The sequence below is a fragment of the Ruegeria sp. CDSB117 genome (assembly GCF_059611005.1).
Genome location: NZ_JBXWOS010000014.1, coordinates 131,937 through 152,736, shown reverse-complemented (window position 1 = coordinate 152,736; position 20,800 = coordinate 131,937). Strand labels below are relative to the sequence as shown.

The following is a 20,800-nucleotide window of genomic DNA, read 5'->3' as shown; positions in this document are numbered from 1 at the left end:
CCTGAATAGGCTTCTTCTGCGCCTCGCGCGCAATTTCAATGTCCGATTTATAGCTCATTGGGCAAAACCCCCGGTTGAATTCCCTGCAAACCGGCGCAGCTGGGCCGGTGCTGGCCAATCCATACCGTTGTGTACAATCCCGATGGATAGAGATTCCGACATATTCAAGCCATGAAACGGCGTAGCGTCATTTCACCGGTTTCAAATCGAAAACGCTTGACGCTTAGGGCACCCACGCCCGCTGATCTGGCACGAACAGTCTCATCTGGTCCCCCAACCGCAGCTGCCCGGGCCGTTCCACCCAAGCAGTCACACCCCTTCGGCCTTGAGCAGCCGGTTTGAAGGACGCCCCGTACCCGGGTTGATCGGCTTCGATCTCACGCCCGGGAATAACGCAGGGGCGGTTTTCCATATCCACGGTTATCGTGACACCGTCGCGGCCCTGCAAACGCGAGGATGGCGGAAGATGTGTAAAGTCTGGAATGCCGCGCAACAAGATGCTGACGCCCAGAAACGACGGGTCCAGCCGATCCAACCCCATCTCTTTAGCTGTGGCGTCCATTTCCTCGGCGGACAGAACCGACAATTGGCGCACGTTGCGGATTTCGGTGCCTTGCTGATACAGATTCTTGACCCTGACACATGAGGCCCGGTTGAGACCCTCGTGCCGCTCGCCTTTGTCCCCTGAGAAATCCAGATTCAAAGCATCGACCGCTTTGGCCCGGATCGAGCCACCCGCAGGCACGTGACCCAGCCAAACAACTTCACCTGTGAATTCTGTTTCTCGCAATACCGGCATTTGAAATTCCCTTCGGCTGCGGGCCGTCAAAATCGTACTAAAAGTCAAACCAGCCCATTTGAAAAGCTGAAAAGAAAAGACCCGGGACTTGGCCCGGGTCTGATTTCATTATGCCGAAGGTTCCGGCTCCATCCCACCGTCGGGCGGGGTCTTTTTGACCTTGGTCTTGGGAATGGCGGTAACGCTGGGCGCGCTGCCCTCATCCGGCTTGTCACCCTCGTCATCACCATCGGTCGGCGATTCGCCATTCATGACGCGCTTGATCTCGTCCCCGGTCAGGGTTTCGTATTCCAGCAGGCCTTGCGCCAGACGTTCCCATTCCTCGTTCTTGTCGGACAGGATCTTGTGCGCGCGCTCATAACCCTGCTGGATCAGGCGTTTAACCTCTTCCTCGATCAGCTCTTTGGTATGCGCTGAAACCGAGAAGCCAGCAGTGTTGCCCGAATAGCCGTCATGCGCCTCGGCATAATCAATGTTGCCGACCTTGTCAGACATACCCCAGCGCATCACCATGGCACGCGCCAACTGGCTGGCCTGCATGATGTCACCAGCGGGACCGTTCGAGACGTGATCTTCACCGTATTTGATCACCTCGGCGGCTTTGCCTGCCATGGTCATGGCCAGCTTTTGCTCACATTCGTCGCGGTGATAGTTCAGACGGTCCATTTCCGGCAACGACACCACCATACCCAACGCGCCACCGCGCGGAATGATTGTCGCCTTGTAGACCGGATCGCAAAGCGGCAGCGACAGACCAACGACCGCGTGACCAGATTCGTGATAGGCGGTCTTTTCCTTCTGGTCTTGCGTCAGCACCATCGAACGGCGCTCGGCCCCCATCATCACTTTGTCCTTGGCGTTCTCAAAGTCCTCCATGGTGACAAAGCGACGGCCAACGCGCGCCGCCATCAGTGCGGCCTCGTTCACGAGGTTCGCCAGATCAGCACCCGAGAAGCCCGGAGTACCACGCGCGATGATGCGCAGGTCGACATCGGGACCCAGAGGTGTCTTGCGCGCGTGCACGCCCAGGATCTTCTCACGGCCTTTGATGTCGGGGTTGCCGACAGTTACGTTGCGGTCAAAACGACCGGGGCGCAGGAGCGCAGGGTCCAGAACGTCTTTACGGTTGGTGGCCGCCAGAATGATCACACCCTCATTGGCTTCGAACCCGTCCATCTCAACCAGCAACTGGTTGAGCGTCTGCTCGCGTTCATCATTCCCGCCGCCGTAACCGGCACCACGATGGCGACCGACGGCGTCGATTTCGTCGATGAAGACAATACAGGGCGCATTCTTTTTAGCCTGTTCGAACATGTCACGCACACGGGATGCACCGACACCAACAAACATCTCAACAAAGTCAGAACCTGAGATGGTGAAGAACGGCACACCTGCCTCACCCGCAATCGCACGCGCCAGCAGCGTCTTACCGGTGCCCGGAGGGCCAACCAACAGCGCGCCTTTCGGGATCTTACCGCCAAGGCGGCTGAACTTCTGCGGGTTACGCAGGAATTCCACGATCTCTTCCAGCTCTTCCTTGGCTTCATCGATGCCTGCGACATCGTCAAATGTCACGCGGCCATGCTTTTCGGTCAGCATCTTGGCCTTGGACTTGCCAAAGCCCATCGCGCCGCCTTTTCCACCGCCTTGCATCCGGTTCATGAAATAGACCCAGACACCAATAAGCAGCAGGAACGGCAGCAGCGTGATCAGGAACGACTGGAAACCGGATTGCTGCTGTTTCTCGGCGCGAACCGGAATGTTCTCGTCGATCAGCAGTTTGGTGACCTCGGCATCGCCGGGTTTGATGGTGACATAGTTGGCACCGCTTTGCGTGGTATAGCGAATCTGTTCGCCATCCAAGGTCACATTCTTGACTTCGTCGGCTTGAACGGCGGTTACGAAATCAGAATAAGTTCTTTCATTGCTCTGAAGTGTCCCGCCTGGTCCGCTGAACAAATTGAACAGTGCAAGGATCAGCAAAAACAGAACGACCCAGAAGGCGATGTTACGAGCGTTGCCCAAGGAAAGTCTCCCAAAAGATTTCGGCAGATGGGGGTCTGCCGGGTTGCTCTATAAAATAGAGATGATTCAAGGAGGTTCAATGCGATAAAAAAGAAGAATGAAACTCGGGCGTTCCGGGGGCCAATTCAGCCGTCCATCCATTCAACAATCTGGCGGTTGGAGCTGACACCAGTTCATCCCCCAGCCAAACAGCGGGTGAAGCCAACAAGACCTGACGTGGTTTACCCAAGTCCCGCCAATCTGGAACCCTAGGCAGGCCTTGCTCGCCTAATGGTCGGATTTGTACACCAGCGGTCGAAGGTCCTGACAGAATCCAGCGTTTGTCCCACGGCTCGCCGGGGCGCGCGATTTCGCCCTGAACGGCGTTTAGCTCTCTGCAAATCCACGTTTTATTGACCTTTGGGACAAACAAACAGCCATTGACCGACGTAGCGATACCCTCTTTAACAGCCTTCACAGCCTGATCCACCGACGTTTGGCGTGGTGGATACCCCGCTCCGGCAATCCATGCGATGCAGCCGATCACAAGCCGGCGCTGGATTTCCTGAGGCAAAGACTGAAAGGCGGTGCGATCCAAGCAAACATCACCGGTTTCCACCACGGCGATTTTTCGGGCGGATTCCTGCGTAAAACGCTCCAACGCCTCACGCGCCTGCGCAAGGTTTTCTGCGACTCGGGTCAAAGAACTGGCCGTGATCCCCAAATCCTTGAGGTCAGACAAGGCCTGCCGTGCCTTGATCCGGTCAAACCGGAGGTCCTGATTCGAGGGATCTTCGATCCAGCCAACTCCCTCACCAGACAGATAGCCACGCAATGCTTGCCTTGTTATACCAAGCATCGGCCGCAACATCGTCACGCCATCCAATATCCGTTCAACCGGCATGCCCGACAGACCCGTAACACCAGCTGCGCGGGCCAGTCTCATCAGGAAGGTTTCGGCCTGATCATCCGCGGTGTGGCCTAACGCAATCGCGCTGATCGCATTGCGTGTTGCCCATTCGTTCAACAGCCGATAACGCGCCTGTCTGGCCTGATCCTGAAGGTTCCCCTGACCGGCCCACCCTGTCCATTTCAACGTTTGATGCGTGATACCCAAACGCGCGGCAAGCTCGTTTACTTTCTGTGCTTCGACTGCGGACTCGGGGCGCAAACCGTGGTCAACGGTCGCTACGAACAGCTTAACCTGCTCGTTTTTGGCAATATCATTCAGCAGCAAAAGCAGAGCGACAGAATCGCCCCCGCCAGAGACAGCCACACCCAGACGCGAAGGAAGGGTCTTGGGTAAACGCGCCCGAATCTCGGCGCGCAGTTCTTCAGCGTTTTCGGTCAAGAACAGCCCAGGCTTGCCATTTCCTGTGTGGCATTGGTGGCCGAGGTCGAAGACGGGAACCGCACGCCCACCTCGCCCAGAGTGATGCAAGCCTGATCGGTCTGACCCAGACGCCCCAGCGCCGAGCCCAACTCAAACAGCGCTTCGGGTGCGAATGCACCTTCGGAATCGCCGGTAAAGCTGGCCAGAAAGGCCCGCGCGGCCTCACGCGTGTCACCGATTCCAACAAGCGCGCGCCCCCGCTTCAGGTTGGCTTCGGGGGCCAGCGGACTGCCGGGATACGAAGTTTCGAATGTGGCGAACTGATCCGCTGCGGCCTGATAGTTGCCATCCGCCAGCGCCTGTGATGCCGCATCAAAGTCCGCGCGCTCACCAACTGCAAGTTCACCTTGATCGGTCGGTGCCGGTGCCGTCGGGTTTGCGGGTGTTGCGGGTGCCGCAGCGGTGATTTCGGTTTCGCCACCCAGGGTCGAGGTCTCGCCAAGCGTGCTGAGATCGCCACCTTCCAACTCAACTAAGCGGAATTCCAGATCGCCGATCCGGTTGGTCCCGTCAGTGACGATGTTTTGCACACGCTGGTTCAACTGCTCGGTCTGGCGGGTCAGGCGCTGCAATTCAGCCTCAATGGCGTCAACACGCTCCAGAACGGAACTGCCAGCCAGATTGGGTGCCGGAGATCCGGTGGTTGAAAACTCGCGCTTGAGGCGCTGAACCTCGACGTGCAGCACCGTTAGCTCCTGACGGATATCCGCCAGGGTTTGCTGATCCTGTGCACTTGCCACGCCCACAGTCGCCACGACCGCAGCCAGAACCCATCCTGCAATTCGCATCATCTTACCCCAAAGTTGAGCCGGTCAGGACCGTCACCGCACGGCGGTTTTTGGAATAGCATTCCTCGGTGCTGCAAATCTCGATCGGGCGTTCCTTGCCGAAACTAACCGTGGTCAAACGGTTGCCGGCAACCCCACGTGAAATCAGGTATTCACGCGCCGCATTCGCGCGACGCGCGCCTAGAGCGAGGTTATACTCGCGAGTCCCCTGTTCGTCCGCGTGACCCTCGATCGTGGCGACGAAATCCGTATTGGCCAGCAGCCAGTCTGCCTGTCCCTGCAATATCGTCTGCGCCTGCCCGGTCAGGGTCGATTGATCGACCTCAAACAGCACGCGGTCGCCAACAGTTTGTTGGAAATAGGCCGGTGACTGAGGGTCGCTGGGCGAACCCGGCAGGATCGAGCCGTTACCGCCCGCACCACCGCCCAGTGCCGAAGGATCGTTGTTGGTACAGGCGGCCATTACACTTAGCACGCCCAATGCTATGACTTTGCTCAATACATTCATTTCAGGTGCCTCGTCGTTTTATTGCTTTATTGCTGTCTCTGTTATCACAGTGCAGGAAATTTGTGAACTTTTCCAACCCCCTGCCCCGATCACTTCTGCAGTGGTCCCCAGGATGGATCGCTGCCGCCATCCGGTGTACGCACCGGGCGCAGATTCCGACCCGAGATATCCACCGAATACAGTGTCGCTCGACCGCTTGCACCCTGCGATTCACGGGTGAACATGATGACACGCCCGTTCGGCGACCATGTTGGCCCCTCATCCAGGAAGGACGAGGTCAGCAAGCGTTCCTCGCTGCCGTCTGTCCGCATGACGCCGATATGGAACCGACCCTTGTTCTGTTTGGTAAAGGCGATCAGGTCACCACGCGGCGACCAGACCGGTGTACCATACCGCCCCTGCTTAAAGCTGATGCGGGTCGCCTCTCCGCCATTTGCGGGCATGATGTACAGTTGAGGTGTGCCAGAGCGGTCGCTTTCGAACACGATCTGCGACCCGTCCGGGGAATAGCTGGGCGCGGTCTCAATGGCAGGTGTGTTCGTCAGCCGCACGCTTTGGCCCGAGGCCAGATCCATTTTCCAAAGGTCCGTGTTGCCGCCCTGAATCAGCGAATAGACGATGGAGCGGCCATCCGGCGAAAAGCGCGGCGAAAAGCTCATGGTGCCGTCTTGTGTCTTCAATTCGGTCCGTTTGACGCGATCAACGTCCAAAACATAAATGCGCGGCTGACCGGTTTCATAGCTGGTGTACAACAGCCGATCGCCCGAGGGCGAAAAGCGTGGTGCCAGAACAATCGCGGCGCTGTCGGTGAGGTACTGAACGTTCGCACCGTCGTAGTCCATGATTGCCAGACGCTTCAGACGCTGGTTCTTTGGGCCGCTTTCGGACACAAACGCGACGCGGCTGTCAAAGTAACCGCTCTCGCCGGTCACTCGGGTATAAACCTGATCGGCCACTTTGTGTGCCATGCGCCGCCAGCCATCTGTGGTGCCGGAAAACTGCAGACCATTGCCCAATTCCTGACCCGAGAATACGTCCCAAACGCGGAATCGCACAGTCAGGCGCTTGCCAGAGACGTTGACTGCACCTGTCACCAAGGCCTCGGCATTGATGGCCTTCCAATCGGCAAATTGCACAGGGGCTTCGAAACTGCTGACCCGGCTGATGAATGCGTCTGAAGAAATTTCACGGAACAGCCCAGTTCCGGTCAGATCCGCCGCTACGACGCGCGATAAGTCGTTTGCGTATTGTGTGGCTGCTGGCCCGTCGGGCACGAAATTTGGCACCGCAAAAGGCAAGGGTTCAATAATCCCCTGATCCAGCTCAAGACGCAGGGGTCCGCTTTGCGCATACACTGGCGCTGCCAAAACTGTCAGGCCAAGCAAAAGGCTGGTCAGAAATCTCATCATTTGATCCGCATCCTCTCGGGATTGAATGTAATCTCAATATCCCGCCATTGATCGTATTTGTCAGTAGGCAGGGTGTATCCTTTGGCCCCGCAGCGCAAAATCGCTCGCCGGGCGGCCTCGTAGGCTTGTCTTGCAGACGCGTCAGTCCCGCCGGAACTGTCGATCATTTGCAGTGTACCGCCGAGCACCTTGCCATCCGGTGTCAGCGAGAACCCGACCACAACGACCGTTTGCAGTGCGTCCGTGGACAGAGAACCAACGTTCCAGCACTTCGACACAGCCAGTCGCATCGCATCCTTCTCACCCGCAGTCAGGGGTGGGCCAGACGGTTCGCTGCTCTGCCCCAGCGCCTCGGCCAGTGCGTCGTTGATCGCGGTTTCATCACTTGGCGCGGGCTCTGGTTCGGTCGGTTCTTCGGTCTCAGCCACTTCGGGCTGCGCCGGCGGCGTCGGCCGGTTCGGTCGCACCAGCGGGCGCGGAGAGCTGCGCGGCGCGTATTCCTTGGCCTCTTCCGCCTCGGTCACGATTTCATCCGTGGCCTCTTCGGGTGCCGTTTGATCCTGCTGTTCTTGCTGAGTTTCAGCTCCCTCGTCCAGCGATACAGCCGGGGATTCAATATCATCTGGCGCGGCTTCAGGCGGCGGCGGTGCGACAGGTTCAGGCGCTACTTTATCCGCAGGCCGCGGCTGTGCCTCGGGCCCTGGCGGGGTGGGCAAAACGACGGCCTCGGGTTCTGGGGGGGCCAATTCGGGGGGCTGTTCGATCACGACCGGTTCGGGTGGGGGGGCCAGCGGTTCCGGTTCCAGCTCTGGCTCTGGTTCATTTGGCTCAGACACTTCAGGTGTCGGAGGTTCCTGCTCCACCGGTTCAGGGGTGGGGATTTCTTCTTCGGGCGCATCGGGCTGTTGCAGGGCAGTTGGTGTAGGCAGCTCAGGCGCCTCTCTCTGAGCCGTCATTGCTGCGAACTGTTCAGCCGAGATCACCGAGATATCCTGAACGGGCATAGGCAATGGTTCGGACCGGAAGGTGCCGCCAAACAGAGCCCACGAAATCAAACTGACATGGGCAATTGCCGAGATCTTGGTGCCGGTGTCCACCGCGCGGCCTCACTCTCCACCATCGTCCAGCGCAGGGCCGCCGGTGTCGGTCACCAGCCCCACATTGGAAAACCCACCTGCATTCAGCGCACCCATAACCTGCATAACCTGCGCATAAGGGATCGCACCATCCGCGCGCAGGAACACCCGGTCACTGCTGCGTTCTGCCGCAATGGCGCGCAGCATGCCAATCAACTCTTCGCGGGCAACATCGGTGGTTTGAATCTGAACGCGCCCTTCTGCAGTCATCGTGACTGTCAGCGGTTCTTCGTTATCGCCCGGCAATGCGCTTGCCGCCGTCTTGGGTAAGTCCACCGGCACGCCAACGGTTAGCAGCGGTGCCGCAACCATAAAGATAATCAGCAACACCAACATAACGTCTACAAAAGGCGTCACGTTGATCTCGGCCATCGGCTGCGCCCGCCCGCGACGACGGCCGCGTCTGCGCCCGTTCCCGCCTCCGTTCTGCTGAACCGCCGCACCCATCTTAGCTGTCCAACTGACGCGACAGGATGGTGGCGAACTCGTCGGCAAAAGCCTCGTAGCCACCCACGATCCGATCACTGTCTGAACTGAGCTTGTTGTAGAAAATTACCGCCGGGATCGCAGCCAACAGACCCAGGCCCGTGGCCAAAAGCGCCTCGGCAATGCCGGGTGCCACAACGGCCAGGTTGGTGTTTTGCTGCTCAGCAATTTCGATAAACGCGTTCATGATGCCCCAAACGGTCCCGAACAGGCCAATGAATGGCGCAGTCGAGCCGACCGTCGCCAAAATGGGCAAACCTTTTTGCAATGTCTCGGATTCTTTGGCGATCGCGACATCCATCGAACGGTCAATCCGCGCAGTGGCCCCCGCGATCAGCCCGCCATCCGTTCGGTGCGACCTGCGCCATTCGATCATGCCAGCGGCAAAAATCTTTTCTGAACTGCCGTCTGGCTGCGATCCGATATGTTCGAACAACTCATCCAGCGGGTTGCCGGACCAGAAGGCCTCGTCAAACACCTGCGCTTCGCGACGGGCGGCGCGGTAGTTAATCAATTTCTGAATGATAATCGCCCAAGACCAGATGGATGCAGCGATCAGCATCAACATCACCAGTTTGACGACAAAGGTCGCGCGGGCATACAGCCCCCACATGGAGAAATCGATCTCCTGCGCCAGCGCCAGCGTTTCAGCTTCCATGAACCTGCTCTTTGTTTTTTGCCTGACGGCCGTTCGTTTGGCCTTGTTTTGCCAAACGCTATCGCAGTTGGTTATGAAAAGCCAACATAACCACCCCTGACCGACAAATTGTTACATTAATGCGCGAATCTCTGCCGGAAGGCGGACTGGCTTACCTTGCGCGTTCATGCAAACAGCAGTCACCGAGGCGCGGAAGATCTCGGTCTCCCCCCTCTTGACCAACTGACCCATGGTCAGCCGCACACCAGAGATTGACGACAACCAAGTTTCAACGATCAACTCATCATCGAACTTCGCGGGCGCGACGTAATCGGCCTCGATCCGGCGCACGACCCAGACGATCCCACCATCGCGCATCGCGTTCTGATCGTTGCCCAGACGGCGCACATAGTCAGATCGCGCGCGTTCGATAAACTTGAGGTAATTCGCGTGGTATACGACCCCGCCCATATCGGTGTCTTCATAGTAGACCCGGATCGGAAAGATATGCTTGTGGGGCGCATCAGCTTCATTGGCCATGATATCAGGTCCGGTCTCTCAAATATGTAACGCGCGGGGCAAATCCTGCTCTGAAACAGATGCATGGTTGTCGCGGTTCCTGCAATCCCTTGCGGGGACAAAGTTCCCACCTTCCCAAGTCCGCTCTCGAAATTCGAAGATTTGCCCTCTAGGCTTTCATACATACCAAGTGAATCCGACAGGAGTTTCAATGGCTAAGGGGCAAAAAGAAGAGAGGATGTTCTTTCTTCATGTCCTTCAGGGCATCTTGCCGTTCAACCGCGCGACCTTGCCTGCGGAAGTTTTGGCAGGCCTGACCTTTGCCTGCCTCGCGATCCCCGAGGTCATGGGCTACACAAAGATCGCAGGCACGCCGGTCGTGACTGGGTTGTACACCATCCTTATCCCAATGGCGCTGTTCGCGCTGTTCGGTTCGTCCCGTCATCTTGTGGTGGGGGCGGATTCTGCCACGGCGGCGATTACGGCTTCGGCTCTGGCTGGCATGGCAGTGTCGGGTTCGTCCGAGTATCTGGCGTTGGCGTCCCTGTTGGCGCTGATGGCAGCTGTTCTTCTGATTGCCGCACGCCTCATCGGCTTGGGATTTCTGGCTGATTTCCTATCCCGAACAGTTCTTGTCGGGTTCTTGACAGGCGTGGGCATTCAGGTCGCAACCGGTGAAATCCCCGGACTGTTAGGGATCGAAAGCGACGGTCACGGGACCATCGCCAAGCTTCAGGCAACCATTCAGAACATCGACCAGACAAGCTGGCCCACATTGGCTGTAGCGGCGGCAGTTCTGCTGATCGTCGTCGGATGCCGGCAGCTGTCACCGAAACTACCCGGCCCGTTATTCGCCATACTTGGGGTAATCCTATGCAGTTGGGCGTTCCAATTCGCCGCATCCGGCATCGCGGTACTGGGCTCGGTCCCCAGCGGCTTGCCTGCGCTCTCTGTCCCGAACGTAGATTGGAGCTGGACCCTGTTCAAACAATTGCTGCCAACCGCGCTGTCCATCTTCGTTGTGATCTTGGCCCAAAGCGCCGCAACTTCGCGGGCTTATGCGGCGCGTTACGAAGAGAAGTTCAGCGAGAACACTGACCTTGTCGGGCTGGGTCTGGCCAATCTTGGGGCCGCCTTCACGGGCACATTCGTTGTAAATGGCAGCCCGACAAAAACCGAGATGGTGGCCAGCGCCGGTGGCCGCAGTCAGGTGGCACAACTGACGACCGTCTTGATCGTATTGTTGGTCATACTGTTCCTGACCGGCCCACTGGCCTACCTGCCGAATGCGGCACTGTCTGCAGTCGTGTTCCTGATCGGCCTGAAACTGATCGACCTGAAAGGCCTGATTGCAATTTACAGGCAAGCCCGATCAGAATTCTGGATTGCAGTCGCCACGGCTGCGGTTGTCGTCATCGTTGGGGTAGAACAAGGCATCATCTTTGCGATGGTGCTGTCATTGATCAACCATACCCGCCGCGGCTACCGCCCCAAAAATTCAGTGATCGTCAAAACCAAAGACGGTGGTTGGCATTCAAAACCCATTTCCGTGCCAAACCAATTCGAACCCGGGCTTGTCATCTATCGCTTCTCGCACAGCCTTTACTACGCGAATGCACAGCGGCTTTCGGATGAGATTGCGACAATCACCCAAGCCTCGGAAAGCGACGTACAATGGTTTTGCATCGAAGCTTCGGCCATTGATGACGTGGACTTCACCGCGGGTTACACGCTGCGCAATGTCCTCAAGCTCCTGCAGGCAAAGAACATCCGGCTGGTATTCCTCCTGATCGAACCGCATGTCCGGTCAGAGTTGGACAGGTACGGCGTGACCGATTTGGTGGGCGACGACGCATTTTTTGACACGGGAAGCGATCTATTGACCGCTTTCCAACACCGCAACACATCCAAATCGTAGATGATCTCAGCTTAAATCACTGCGACTGCTGCATCCGTGCAAACAATCGCAGGCCATGCGCCGGGTCCTGCGCTGCCCTCGGCAAAACCGGATCATAGGCTGCCCGGATCAGCCCGGCGATGTCGGGGCGCAGGACTGTCACCCCCTCGGCGACCGCCAGCGGCGATTGCGTTCTGAACGCAGTGTCCGACCACAGCAAAATGGTCTGCACCACCTGGCTGAGCGCTAAAGTCTCTGCCGGAATCTTGGACAGCTCTTTGTCCATGCGCAGGAAAACAAACGCGGCTCGAATCGCACCGTCCTCTTCAAAGCGGAACACCCGATACTGGTTTGCATCCGCCGCGATCAGCCGGTCCACCAGCGGGGCAAGATCGGGAACCAACCGATCCAGATCTGGAACTTCTAGCAGCTCCTTCCAGTCGCGGAAAAAGAACACCATGCAGTTCGCACCAAGTTCCGGATCCGTTTCGGCCATCTTATGATCGGCCAGGCTAACCACGGCCTCAAACGCGCCCTTGACGGTGTTCAGGGTTTCATCCTCGACCCCAAAGACGATAGGCACGATGGGCCGACCCCAACGCGCAAACAGGAACTCTCCGCTTTCACGGGTGAACAACGACTGAATGTCTTCGGGGGTCACGCCCAATCCTTCATCTTTTCGAAAGTACTCTTGCCGAAGGCATAAAATCTAAAGGCCTCAGCTTCAACCAAACAGATCGCTCTGGCCCTTTGGTGCCGCCATTCCCAGATGCGTCCAAGCCTTCTGCGCCAACATCCGACCGCGTGGCGTGCGCTGGATCAGCCCTTGCTGCAACAAATAGGGCTCGATCACGTCCTCCAGCGAATCGCGACTTTCCGACAACGCAGCCGACAGGGTCTCAATCCCGACCGGACCACCGGCATAGTTCTCAGCGATCAGTTTTAAGTATCGCCGGTCGGCACCATCCAAGCCCAGATTATCCACACCCAACCGCGTCAGCGCGCCATCCGCCAGATCCAGGGTGATACGTCCATCGCCCTCGACGATGGCGAAATCCACGACCCGTCGCAGCAATCGCCCCGCGATCCGCGGGGTCCCGCGTGATCGACGCGCAATCTCTCTGGCACCAGCATCATCGGCAGGCGCGCCCAGTTTGCGGGCGTTGCGCGTAACGATCTCGTGCAACTCGTCCACTGTGTAGAACTGCAACCGCGTCGGAATGCCAAATCGGTCGCGCAATGGGGTGGTCAGCAAGCCCATCCGCGTCGTTGCTCCAACCAAAGTAAACGGCTGCAATTCAATCCGCACAGTCCGCGCTGCCGGGCCTTCGCCGATTACCAGATCCAGCTCGAAATCCTCCATCGCCGGATACAGAACCTCTTCGACGGCCGGGTTCAGACGGTGGATTTCGTCAATGAACAGCACATCGCGGGATTCCAGATTGGTCAGGATTGCCGCCAGATCACCCGCCTTGGCCAGAACCGGCCCCGAGGTCATGCGGAAATTCACCCCCAACTCGCGCGCCATGATCTGTGCCAGCGTCGTTTTACCCAGACCCGGAGGGCCATGAAACAGCGTGTGATCCATTGCCTCGCTCCGCATACGCGCGGATTGGATGAAAATGCGCAGATTGGCCCGCGCCTCGGCCTGGCCTATGAACTCGTCCAGCCCCTGCGGACGCAGGGCGCGATCGTTATCTTCGGGCAAGGGATCGGGGCGCAATGTGGGATCGGCGTCTACCATTCAGTCACCCTTTCGGTGCCAGCAGCTTGAGCGCCGCCCGGATCAATTCAGCCTCGCCTGCTTCCGGCAGGCTGGCGGCCGCTTCAGCCACAGCGGAGGCCGCCTCAGACGGTCCGTACCCCAAATTGCCAAGAGCTGACAGTGCCCCCGCCGAAGCTGCGGCAGACCCCGAGGCGGGTTTTGCCACCTGCTTGGGCACTGGTGCTGGTTCAGACAACTCAACGACTTCCAATCCGGGGCCGTCCATCGCTTCGGTCACGGTCCCGCCCATCGCCATCACACCCGGCGCTTTGTCTTTTAGATCCAGCACGATCCGCTGTGCCGTCTTTGGGCCCACGCCTTTCGCCGCTTTGACGGCACCCCAATCCCCAAGCGCAATGGCCCGGCTGACCCCATCCGGACCCAACGCGGACAGAATGGCGAGCGAAACCTTGGCCCCAACGCCCTGAACCGAACACAGCAGGCGATGCCATTCCTTTTCGACAAGGGACAAAAACCCAAAAAGCTGCATCAGGTCCTCGCGCACCACCATATCGGTGTAAATCGAGACAGCCTCGCCAACGCCCGGCAGCGCGGCCATGGTCCGGTCCGAGCAGTAAACGAGGTATCCAACCCCACGCACGTCGATCAACACGTGATCCACTGCGCGATAGTCCAATCGTCCGGTCAGTTTCCCGATCATGCCCGCACCTCTTTCACGCGCGCCTGCGGCGCTGCGCCGTAATATGAATGACAGATGGCAATCGCCAGCGCATCCGCGGCATCCGCCCCTTTGGGCTTACAGCCCGGCAGTTGCAATTTGACCATATGAAGAACCTGCTCTTTCTCGGCATGCCCAACGCCCACAACCGTTTTCTTAACCCGATTGGGCGCGTATTCACCCACGGGCAGCCCTGCTTGCGCCAGCGTCAACAACGCCACACCACGCGCCTGGCCCAGCTTCAGCGTACCAGCCCCATCCTTATTGACGAAGGTCTGTTCGATGGCCGCCTGATCGGGCTGATGTTCTGCAATGACTTCGACGATTTGATTGTAGAGAGACAGCAAACGCTCGCCCAAATCGTCCCCGTCAGACTTGCACAGTCCGTTGGCGACGTGGCTCAGGCGGCTGCCATGCGATTCGATGACGCCCCATCCCAGGGTCCTAAGCCCCGGATCAATGCCCAAAATCCGCATGTTTCGCCTCGGCCTGCTCGAGTTTTTGTGATCTTTTTTACGGATTAGCACGAAGCGTGAACATTTTCCAAGCGAATTGACAGAGAGTACAAAAACGACAGACCTGCTTCACACGCGACAAAACGGCCAATTTGCGACAGGCAAAAGTCTGAAATCGACACGTTTCATGAAGCAAAAATGGCCAATAAATTAAGGGGTTCTAATGAATCTTGAGCTCTGCAAAAAACGCATAGGACAGTTGCAATTTCCGCACTTGCACAGCCGATTTGGCGGCACTAGATGCCGCTCAGAACGAACGATCAAAACGTAAACTCAAACCAGAAGGAAACAGGATATGGCTGCACTGGACACAACCCGCACCACCACTGGCTCATTCGGCCTCGTTGGCCGTATCGGCGCATATTTCGCATCGGTCGTGAACGCCGTTGTCGAATGGAATGACGCCCGTGTGACACGTAACACGCTGAGCGGTCTGACAGATCGCGAACTGGAAGATATCGGACTGTGCCGTGGCGATATTGACGTCGTGGCCGAAGGTCGTCGTTAAGATTTAACGCACCGCCCACTCATACGCCCCTTCCCTCCCTCGGGGGCAAAGCAGAACGCCGCGCATGCAGAATGCGCGGCGTTTCTGATTCATTGGCCTGATGTTAGGGCAGCAGCCGTGCCAACTGTTCCGAAAGCATCAGCGATACAGGATCGATTTGCATCACCCAGGCACCGGCTTGTTCAACCGAAGTGCCCTCGTTCAATGCATCAACCCTGTATTGATAGCCCGAAGGCCCAAGACTGGTCAGCAAGAACGTCTTGAATGCGAACAACCCAAGCAGGCACATGAGAAGAAACTTCAGGGGCAAAGCTGACTTCACCCTTTGTGGTTTCATCACAACCAGCCCGTCCTTGCGCATCGTCGCGCGATAGCCACGGCTTAGTTTAGCATGTTTCTTGTTCAGGCGATTAACGCGCTGATCGAATTCAAGTTGTTTTCCCGTCATGGCAGCCTCCAAAACCGCCCCCCGATTCCAGGTTAAGACGGTAAAAACAGAATGCGACAAAATCGAGGCGAAATTCCAGAAAGCTCCAGCAAATGGCCCAGATTTAGCCCTGTTTGCTTAATATTAGCGTCGTCCACTCACCAATTTGGTCATTTTTCTCTAAATTGAACCCGTTTTGTACATAAACAGAAACCACATCATCGGCTTGTTCGTTAAGGATTCCGGACAGAATTGCGTACCCACCGACGCGCAGATTCGCTGCGATTTCGGGGGCCAGAGCAACCAGTGGCCCCTTAAGGATATTTGCGAAAATCAGATCGTAGGGTGCGAATGCGCCCAAATCGGGATGATCAAAGCCCGCCGCTTCCACGCAGCGGACCTTGCCTGCCATGCCATTGGCCTTCAGGTTGGCTTCGGCGACATCAACAGCCACTTCGTCGATATCACTGGCGATGATCTCACCTTCCCAGACCCGCGCTGCCGCCATGGCCAGCACGGCAGTGCCGCAGCCGATATCGGCCACTTTGGTCGCCGTGAACCCTTGGCTCAGAAGATGGTCCAGCGCCTTTAGGCATCCCAACGTGGTGCCGTGGTGGCCGGTGCCAAAGGCCATTGCGGCCTCGATCAGTAGTGGGATACGTCCCTCGGGCAGCTTGTCAGCGTCATGGCTGCCATAGACAAAGAACCGTCCGGCCTCGACCGGAGCCAGTTCCCGGCGCACATGGGCCACCCAATCCGTATCGGGCAGTTCTGACACAACAAAAGGCTTGGCCTCAAACGCGGCGGCCAGAACAGCCAGAGCGGTTTCGTCCGGAGTTTCGGTGAAATACCCACCAACTTCCCAAAGGCCCGAGCCATCCTCGACCTCGAAAACACCAACGCCGGTTGGTTCCGGATCCAGACGCTCCATCGCTTCGCCCAGCCCTTCGGCAGCTTTTTTACCGGTCAGTGTAGTCAGCGCAGTGAATGTGGGCATGGGGGCCTCCTGTATCAATTGACACAGCGCCTATGGCGATGGCCCGCCAAGGTCAAGCATTGGCGCTTATTCGGCCGGTGCCGGCGCGTATTTCGACAAGATCGTTTCATTTCCCGGTTCCGGGTGCCGCGGGATCAGCAAGGACAAACCCAGCGAGATCATCGCCATCGCAGCGGCCAGTGCAAAGACTGCACCGGGCGAGATGACCCACAGCAGGCCCAGAAGCGCAGGAAGGAACACAGCAGCGATATGGTTGATCGTGAACGCAACGGCCGCAGTCGGTGCAATATCCGCAGGATCGGCGATTTTCTGAAAGTAGGTCTTCAGGGCAAGCGCCAAAGCGAACAGAACATGGTCGATCACATATAGGGTCGCAGCCAGCACCACGCCCCAACCGAACCAGTAGATACCGCCATAGGCCGCAAAAACGATCGCCAAGCCGGTGTATTCGAAGATCAGCGTGCGGCGCTCACCGAACATCGACACAGCCTTACCCAGCATCGGAGCCGCCGCCATGTTGATCACCAGATTGATCAGATAGAGGCTGGTCAGCTCGTGTACTTCAAACCCAAACTTCTCGACCATCATGAAGCCCGCGAAGACAACAAAGATCTGCCGCCGCGCGCCGGCCATGAACTGTAGTGCGTAATACAGCCAGTAGCGACGACGCAGGATCAGTTTTTTAGTCTGTGGAGTTGGCGAGTCAAACTGCGGAAAGGCGAAAAGACAGAACAGCGCCAGCAGGGCGGTCACACCACCAGCGGCCATGAATACAATGTTGTAGGACAGATCAAACCGGTCCCAGGTCAGAACGATCAGGCCATAGACTACTGCCGTCGCGGCTGACCCCATGGCAACAAGCCAGCCCAATACCTGTGGCGCGCGGTCCTTGGGCAGCCATTGCAACTGCAGCGACTGATTTACTGTTTCGTAATAGTGAAACCCGATCGAACTGAAGAGGGTGACAAACAGCAACCCACCAAGGCTGGGAAACCATGCTGTCAACGCAGTTGCCACGCCCAGCATCATCAGCGAGATCATCGCCAATACCTGCTCGCGCACGAAAATGATCACCGCGATCACGCCAACGGCAAGAAATCCAGGGATCTCCCGCACAGTGTGCAGTAACCCAATGTCGGCCCCGTCAAAATTCGCCACCTCAATGACGAAATTGTTCAACAGCGCGCTCCACGCGTTGAAGGCAATCGGCATCGTCAACGCCATGACGAACAAGAGCGTCACAGGGCGGCGCCAGAACGGAAGGCTCTGCGCCTCGGACAGGGGCATCGGTTTCAACATTGGACTCCTCTACGCCCATTTTCAGATTTTGGCGAGGCCGAAGCAGCGGGCGCACAATCGATCTGCGCTGATGCAGAGGTCAGTAGAAACTCTGCGGGTCGATATCCACGGTCAAACGCAGGTCGCCCTTAAGGCGCAAGGGCGCGATCCAGCGGGCAATCGCGTCCTGAATCGGGGCGCCCTTGGGTGCCTTGACCAGCAATCGCACGCGGTGTCTGCCGCGAATCCGCGCAATAGGCGCCGGAGCCGGGCCAAAGACTTGTGCCCCGATATCGCGCAGCGGCGCATCGTTGCGGGCCATTGCATTCCCGATATCAAAAACTGGTCCAACCTCAGGTCCGGACAGGACGATCCCTGCCATACGGCCGTATGGCGGCACACCCGCCGCCTGCCGTCCGGCGGCCTCGGCCTTCCAAAATCCTTCTTCGTCACCTGAAAGAATAGCACGGATTACGGGATGCTCGGGCTGGAATGTCTGCAACAGGGCCTGCCCTGGCTTGTCCGCCCGACCTGCCCGACCCGCGACTTGCCGCATCAACTGGAATGTCCGCTCAGCGGCGCGCAGGTCCGCCCCGTGCAGACTAAGGTCGGCATCGATTACCCCGACCAAAGTCAAATTGGGAAAGTTGTGCCCTTTGGCAACCAACTGCGTACCGATGACGATATCGGCATCGCCCTCGGCAATCTCTTCGATCTTAGCCTTCAGAGCGCGGGCCGAGCCAAACAAATCGGAACTCAGCATCGCGATCTTGGCATCGGGAAACGTCGCCTCAGCCTCTTCGGCCAGCCGCTCGATCCCCGGGCCGACCGGGGCCAGCTTGCCCTCAACCCCGCATGAGGGACATTCCTCAGGCATCGGCTTGGTCTCACCGCATTGGTGGCACATCAGCCGTTTCAGAAACCGGTGCTCGACCATCCGCGCGTCGCAATGATCGCAGGCAATCTGCTCCCCGCAAGCGCGGCACAGGGTCACCGGCGCATACCCACGGCGGTTGATGAACAGCAGCGATTGCTCACCCTTCTCGATCCGCTGCATCACCGCCTGCCGCAAAGACGGAGAAATCCACGTCCCCGGTTGCATCTGTTCGGCGCGCATGTCGACGGGCTTCATCTCCGGCAACACCGCCGCCCCGAACCGCGAGGTCAGATCGACCCGGTCGTATTTTCCCGCCTCAGCGTTGGCCCAGCTTTCCAGCGAAGGTGTTGCGCTGGCCAGAATCACCCGCCCGCCACAAATGGCAGACCGCAGCACCGCCATGTCCCGCGCGCTGTAATGCACGCCGTCCTCTTGTTTGTACGAGGTGTCGTGTTCCTCATCGACCACCACCAAGCCAAGGTTGCGAAACGGCAGGAACAAAGCTGACCGCGCGCCAATCACCATTTGCGCATCCCCCTGCCCGACCATCCGCCAGACCCGGCGGCGTTCCGTCATGGTCGCGCCGGAATGCCATTCGGCTGGGCGTGCACCGAATCGCGCCTCAACTCGTGTCAGGAATTCCGCTGTCAGAGCGATCTCGGGCAGCAGAACCAAGGCTTGTCGGCCCATCCGCAGCGCCTCGGCGACCGCCTCCAGATACACCTCGGTCTTGCCCGAACCCGTCACGCCCTTAAGCAGCGTGGTTCCATATTCCCCGGACCGCTGGCCCTTCTGCAACTTCTCAACCGCCGCCGCCTGATCGTCGGTCAAAGCTTTGCCCGGCAAATCCGGATCCAGATTCGGATAGGGCAAATCGCGCGGGCTGTCTTCTTCCCGTACGGCGCCCTGCTTGACCAACCCTTTGACGACCGAAGACGTCACGCCCGCCTGTTCGGCGAGTTCTTTCAGGGTGAATGCAAGCCCGCCATAGTCGCGCAGAACCTCCAGCACACGGGTGCGTGCGTCGGTCATCCGGTCCGGCGCGCCATTGCCCAGCCGGTAAACCTTACGCATCGACGGCGGATCACCAAGCCCCGGCGCGCGCGTTGCCAGACGCAACATTGCAGGCATCGGCGTCAGAGTGTAATCGGCAACCTTCCCCAGAAACAGCCGCATTTCTTCGCGCATCGGCGCGACCTCAAGCACCCGGATCACGGATCGCGCCTTGTTCAGGTCGAACCCGCCCTGTCCCGGGCCCCAGACGACACCCAGAACTTTACGAGGCCCCAGCGGGACCTCTACGAACGCCCCCAGAAAACAGCCCCCCTCGGGCGCCTTGTAATCCAGCGTCCGGTCCAGCGGCTGTGCGGTCAGAACCGCAACCAGCTCTCCGTGGTCGAAATACTCCTGAGTGCTCAACGCATATCCTTGGGCTCGGGGGTTCCAGCATGGGTCTCTTTGAGGTAAAGCCATCCGCGACCAAGGCCAACCCATCAAAGGACTGCCCGCATGAAATTCTTCGTAGACACAGCCGAAATCGACGCCATTGCCGAACTGAACGATCTGGGCATGGTGGACGGCGTGACCACCAACCCCTCGCTGATCCTGAAATCAGGTCGTGACATTCTGGAAGTGACCAAGGAAATCTGTGATCTGGTCGACGGCCCGGTTTCAGCCGAAGTTGTCGCAACCGAAGCTGACGACATGATCGCCGAGGGCCGCAAGCTGGCCAAGATCGCGCCGAATATCGCCGTGAAAGTTCCGCTGACATGGGCCGGTCTGAAAACCTGCAAGACGCTCAGCGACGAAGGCCAGATGGTCAACGTCACACTCTGCTTCTCGACCAACCAGGCGCTTTTGGCCGCAAAGGCGGGCGCAACCTTCATCTCGCCCTTCATCGGTCGCCTGGATGACATCAACCTGGATGGCATGGATCTGATCGCCGACATCCGTCAGGTCTATGACAATTACGGTTTTGAAACCGAAATTCTGGCCGCTTCAATCCGCACCGTGAACCACGTGACCGACAGCGCCCGCATCGGTGCTGACGTGATCACCGCACCGCCCGCTGTGATCAAGAAACTGGCCGATCACCCGTTGACGGACAAAGGTCTGGAAACCTTCCTGGCCGACTGGGCCAAGACAGGTCAGAAAATCCTCTGACTCTTTGCGCGACCG

General features: G+C 58.3%; 21 protein-coding genes. 3 read left to right on the top strand and 18 right to left on the bottom strand.

The features are described 5' to 3' along the window. Window positions 1–223: 223 nt before the first annotated feature. The 10 genes from AC2FJC_RS15750 to ybgC all read right to left on the bottom strand — a co-directional run bounded on the left by AC2FJC_RS15750 (window position 224) and on the right by ybgC (window position 9,700). Window positions 224–799 carry an MOSC domain-containing protein gene (locus tag AC2FJC_RS15750; RefSeq protein ID WP_496740212.1) on the bottom strand — a complete coding sequence of 192 codons (576 nt, stop codon included), beginning with the start codon at window positions 797–799 and terminating at the stop codon, window positions 224–226. Between the two features lie 108 nt (window positions 800–907). Further along, on the bottom strand, window positions 908–2,824 hold the full coding sequence (ftsH, locus tag AC2FJC_RS15745) for an ATP-dependent zinc metalloprotease FtsH (protein WP_058279522.1): 1,917 nt from the start codon (window positions 2,822–2,824) through the stop codon (window positions 908–910). 76 nt (window positions 2,825–2,900) lie between these two features. After that, on the bottom strand, window positions 2,901–4,154 hold the full coding sequence (tilS, locus tag AC2FJC_RS15740; RefSeq protein ID WP_496740211.1) for a tRNA lysidine(34) synthetase TilS: 1,254 nt from the start codon (window positions 4,152–4,154) through the stop codon (window positions 2,901–2,903). Then, window positions 4,151–4,984 (bottom strand): tol-pal system protein YbgF, encoded by an 834-nt coding sequence (gene ybgF, locus AC2FJC_RS15735; RefSeq protein ID WP_496740210.1) that lies wholly within the window; start codon window positions 4,982–4,984, stop codon window positions 4,151–4,153. Before ybgF ends, tilS begins: the two co-directional genes overlap by 4 nt. A 4-nt stretch (window positions 4,985–4,988) precedes the next feature. Beyond that, complete coding sequence (pal, locus tag AC2FJC_RS15730; protein ID WP_496699671.1) at window positions 4,989–5,492, bottom strand: peptidoglycan-associated lipoprotein Pal; 504 nt, start codon at window positions 5,490–5,492, stop codon at window positions 4,989–4,991. An 89-nt stretch (window positions 5,493–5,581) separates the two neighbouring features. After that, window positions 5,582–6,901 carry a Tol-Pal system beta propeller repeat protein TolB gene (tolB, locus tag AC2FJC_RS15725; RefSeq protein ID WP_282120665.1) on the bottom strand — a complete coding sequence of 440 codons (1,320 nt, stop codon included), beginning with the start codon at window positions 6,899–6,901 and terminating at the stop codon, window positions 5,582–5,584. Beyond that, the gene (gene tolA, locus AC2FJC_RS15720) at window positions 6,898–7,998 is read right to left on the bottom strand and encodes a cell envelope integrity protein TolA (RefSeq protein WP_496740209.1); all 1,101 of its coding nucleotides are present in this window, start codon (window positions 7,996–7,998) and stop codon (window positions 6,898–6,900) included. The genes tolB and tolA overlap by 4 nt, the downstream gene beginning before the upstream one ends. 9 nt (window positions 7,999–8,007) lie before the next feature. Next, window positions 8,008–8,484, bottom strand: a complete 477-nt coding sequence (gene tolR / locus AC2FJC_RS15715; RefSeq protein WP_496740208.1) for a protein TolR — start codon at window positions 8,482–8,484, stop codon at window positions 8,008–8,010. A 1-nt stretch (window position 8,485) separates the two neighbouring features. Next, on the bottom strand, window positions 8,486–9,181 hold the full coding sequence (gene tolQ, locus AC2FJC_RS15710) for a protein TolQ (RefSeq protein ID WP_058273221.1): 696 nt from the start codon (window positions 9,179–9,181) through the stop codon (window positions 8,486–8,488). A 111-nt stretch (window positions 9,182–9,292) separates the two neighbouring features. Next, window positions 9,293–9,700, bottom strand: a complete 408-nt coding sequence (gene ybgC, locus AC2FJC_RS15705; RefSeq protein WP_058273220.1) for a tol-pal system-associated acyl-CoA thioesterase — start codon at window positions 9,698–9,700, stop codon at window positions 9,293–9,295. Window positions 9,701–9,890: 190 nt separating this feature from the next. Between ybgC and AC2FJC_RS15700 the strand changes: the two genes are divergently transcribed. Further along, window positions 9,891–11,597 (top strand): SulP family inorganic anion transporter, encoded by a 1,707-nt coding sequence (locus AC2FJC_RS15700; RefSeq protein WP_496740207.1) that lies wholly within the window; start codon window positions 9,891–9,893, stop codon window positions 11,595–11,597. Window positions 11,598–11,613: 16 nt separating this feature from the next. Here the strand turns inward: AC2FJC_RS15700 and AC2FJC_RS15695 are convergent, their stop codons facing one another. The 4 genes from AC2FJC_RS15695 to ruvC all read right to left on the bottom strand — a co-directional run bounded on the left by AC2FJC_RS15695 (window position 11,614) and on the right by ruvC (window position 14,496). Further along, window positions 11,614–12,237 carry a hypothetical protein gene (locus tag AC2FJC_RS15695; protein WP_496740206.1) on the bottom strand — a complete coding sequence of 208 codons (624 nt, stop codon included), beginning with the start codon at window positions 12,235–12,237 and terminating at the stop codon, window positions 11,614–11,616. Between the two features lie 63 nt (window positions 12,238–12,300). Further along, a complete protein-coding gene (ruvB, locus tag AC2FJC_RS15690; RefSeq protein WP_109312604.1) occupies window positions 12,301–13,320 on the bottom strand; it encodes a Holliday junction branch migration DNA helicase RuvB in 1,020 nt (339 codons plus the stop codon). Between the two features lie 4 nt (window positions 13,321–13,324). Next, window positions 13,325–14,002, bottom strand: a complete 678-nt coding sequence (gene ruvA, locus AC2FJC_RS15685; RefSeq protein ID WP_496740205.1) for a Holliday junction branch migration protein RuvA — start codon at window positions 14,000–14,002, stop codon at window positions 13,325–13,327. Continuing rightward, window positions 13,999–14,496 carry a crossover junction endodeoxyribonuclease RuvC gene (gene ruvC / locus AC2FJC_RS15680; RefSeq protein WP_058273216.1) on the bottom strand — a complete coding sequence of 166 codons (498 nt, stop codon included), beginning with the start codon at window positions 14,494–14,496 and terminating at the stop codon, window positions 13,999–14,001. The genes ruvA and ruvC overlap by 4 nt, the downstream gene beginning before the upstream one ends. A 334-nt stretch (window positions 14,497–14,830) precedes the next feature. Here ruvC and AC2FJC_RS15675 point away from each other — a divergent pair, with 334 nt between their 5' ends. Beyond that, complete coding sequence (locus AC2FJC_RS15675; RefSeq protein ID WP_108861009.1) at window positions 14,831–15,043, top strand: DUF1127 domain-containing protein; 213 nt, start codon at window positions 14,831–14,833, stop codon at window positions 15,041–15,043. Window positions 15,044–15,146: 103 nt separating this feature from the next. On the opposite strand, the gene AC2FJC_RS15670 is transcribed toward AC2FJC_RS15675, so the two are convergent. From AC2FJC_RS15670 to AC2FJC_RS15655, 4 genes are all read right to left on the bottom strand, one after another. After that, window positions 15,147–15,491, bottom strand: coding sequence for a hypothetical protein (locus AC2FJC_RS15670; RefSeq protein ID WP_496740204.1), 345 nt, complete (start codon window positions 15,489–15,491; stop codon window positions 15,147–15,149). Window positions 15,492–15,594: 103 nt separating this feature from the next. Next, window positions 15,595–16,467 carry a 50S ribosomal protein L11 methyltransferase gene (locus tag AC2FJC_RS15665; protein ID WP_496740203.1) on the bottom strand — a complete coding sequence of 291 codons (873 nt, stop codon included), beginning with the start codon at window positions 16,465–16,467 and terminating at the stop codon, window positions 15,595–15,597. A 66-nt stretch (window positions 16,468–16,533) separates the two neighbouring features. After that, window positions 16,534–17,766: an MFS transporter gene (locus AC2FJC_RS15660; RefSeq protein ID WP_496740202.1), complete on the bottom strand. Its 1,233-nt coding sequence runs from the start codon at window positions 17,764–17,766 to the stop codon at window positions 16,534–16,536. A gap of 79 nt (window positions 17,767–17,845) precedes the next feature. Next, window positions 17,846–20,041, bottom strand: a complete 2,196-nt coding sequence (locus tag AC2FJC_RS15655; RefSeq protein ID WP_496740201.1) for a primosomal protein N' — start codon at window positions 20,039–20,041, stop codon at window positions 17,846–17,848. A gap of 90 nt (window positions 20,042–20,131) precedes the next feature. On the opposite strand from AC2FJC_RS15655, the gene fsa reads away from it, so the two are divergent. Next, entirely contained in the window at window positions 20,132–20,785 is a 654-nt protein-coding gene (gene fsa, locus AC2FJC_RS15650; RefSeq protein ID WP_050603155.1) for a fructose-6-phosphate aldolase, read from the top strand. Window positions 20,786–20,800 lie beyond the last annotated feature (15 nt).

Bases quoted from the DNA above. Each gene is read 5' to 3' on its own strand.
- AC2FJC_RS15750 (WP_496740212.1), bottom strand. From the start codon at position 799: ATGCCGGTATTGCGAGAAACAGAATTCACAGGTGAAGTTGTTTGGCTG.
- ybgF (WP_496740210.1), bottom strand. From the start codon at position 4,984: ATGCGAATTGCAGGATGGGTTCTGGCTGCGGTCGTGGCGACTGTGGGC.
- pal (WP_496699671.1), bottom strand. From the start codon at position 5,492: ATGAATGTATTGAGCAAAGTCATAGCATTGGGCGTGCTAAGTGTAATG.
- tolB (WP_282120665.1), bottom strand. From the start codon at position 6,901: ATGATGAGATTTCTGACCAGCCTTTTGCTTGGCCTGACAGTTTTGGCA.
- tolR (WP_496740208.1), bottom strand. From the start codon at position 8,484: ATGGGTGCGGCGGTTCAGCAGAACGGAGGCGGGAACGGGCGCAGACGC.
- tolQ (WP_058273221.1), bottom strand. From the start codon at position 9,181: ATGGAAGCTGAAACGCTGGCGCTGGCGCAGGAGATCGATTTCTCCATG.
- ybgC (WP_058273220.1), bottom strand. From the start codon at position 9,700: ATGGCCAATGAAGCTGATGCGCCCCACAAGCATATCTTTCCGATCCGG.
- AC2FJC_RS15700 (WP_496740207.1), top strand. From the start codon at position 9,891: ATGGCTAAGGGGCAAAAAGAAGAGAGGATGTTCTTTCTTCATGTCCTT.
- ruvB (WP_109312604.1), bottom strand. From the start codon at position 13,320: ATGGTAGACGCCGATCCCACATTGCGCCCCGATCCCTTGCCCGAAGAT.
- ruvA (WP_496740205.1), bottom strand. From the start codon at position 14,002: ATGATCGGGAAACTGACCGGACGATTGGACTATCGCGCAGTGGATCAC.
- ruvC (WP_058273216.1), bottom strand. From the start codon at position 14,496: ATGCGGATTTTGGGCATTGATCCGGGGCTTAGGACCCTGGGATGGGGC.
- AC2FJC_RS15675 (WP_108861009.1), top strand. From the start codon at position 14,831: ATGGCTGCACTGGACACAACCCGCACCACCACTGGCTCATTCGGCCTC.
- AC2FJC_RS15670 (WP_496740204.1), bottom strand. From the start codon at position 15,491: ATGACGGGAAAACAACTTGAATTCGATCAGCGCGTTAATCGCCTGAAC.
- AC2FJC_RS15665 (WP_496740203.1), bottom strand. From the start codon at position 16,467: ATGCCCACATTCACTGCGCTGACTACACTGACCGGTAAAAAAGCTGCC.
- AC2FJC_RS15660 (WP_496740202.1), bottom strand. From the start codon at position 17,766: ATGTTGAAACCGATGCCCCTGTCCGAGGCGCAGAGCCTTCCGTTCTGG.
- fsa (WP_050603155.1), top strand. From the start codon at position 20,132: ATGAAATTCTTCGTAGACACAGCCGAAATCGACGCCATTGCCGAACTG.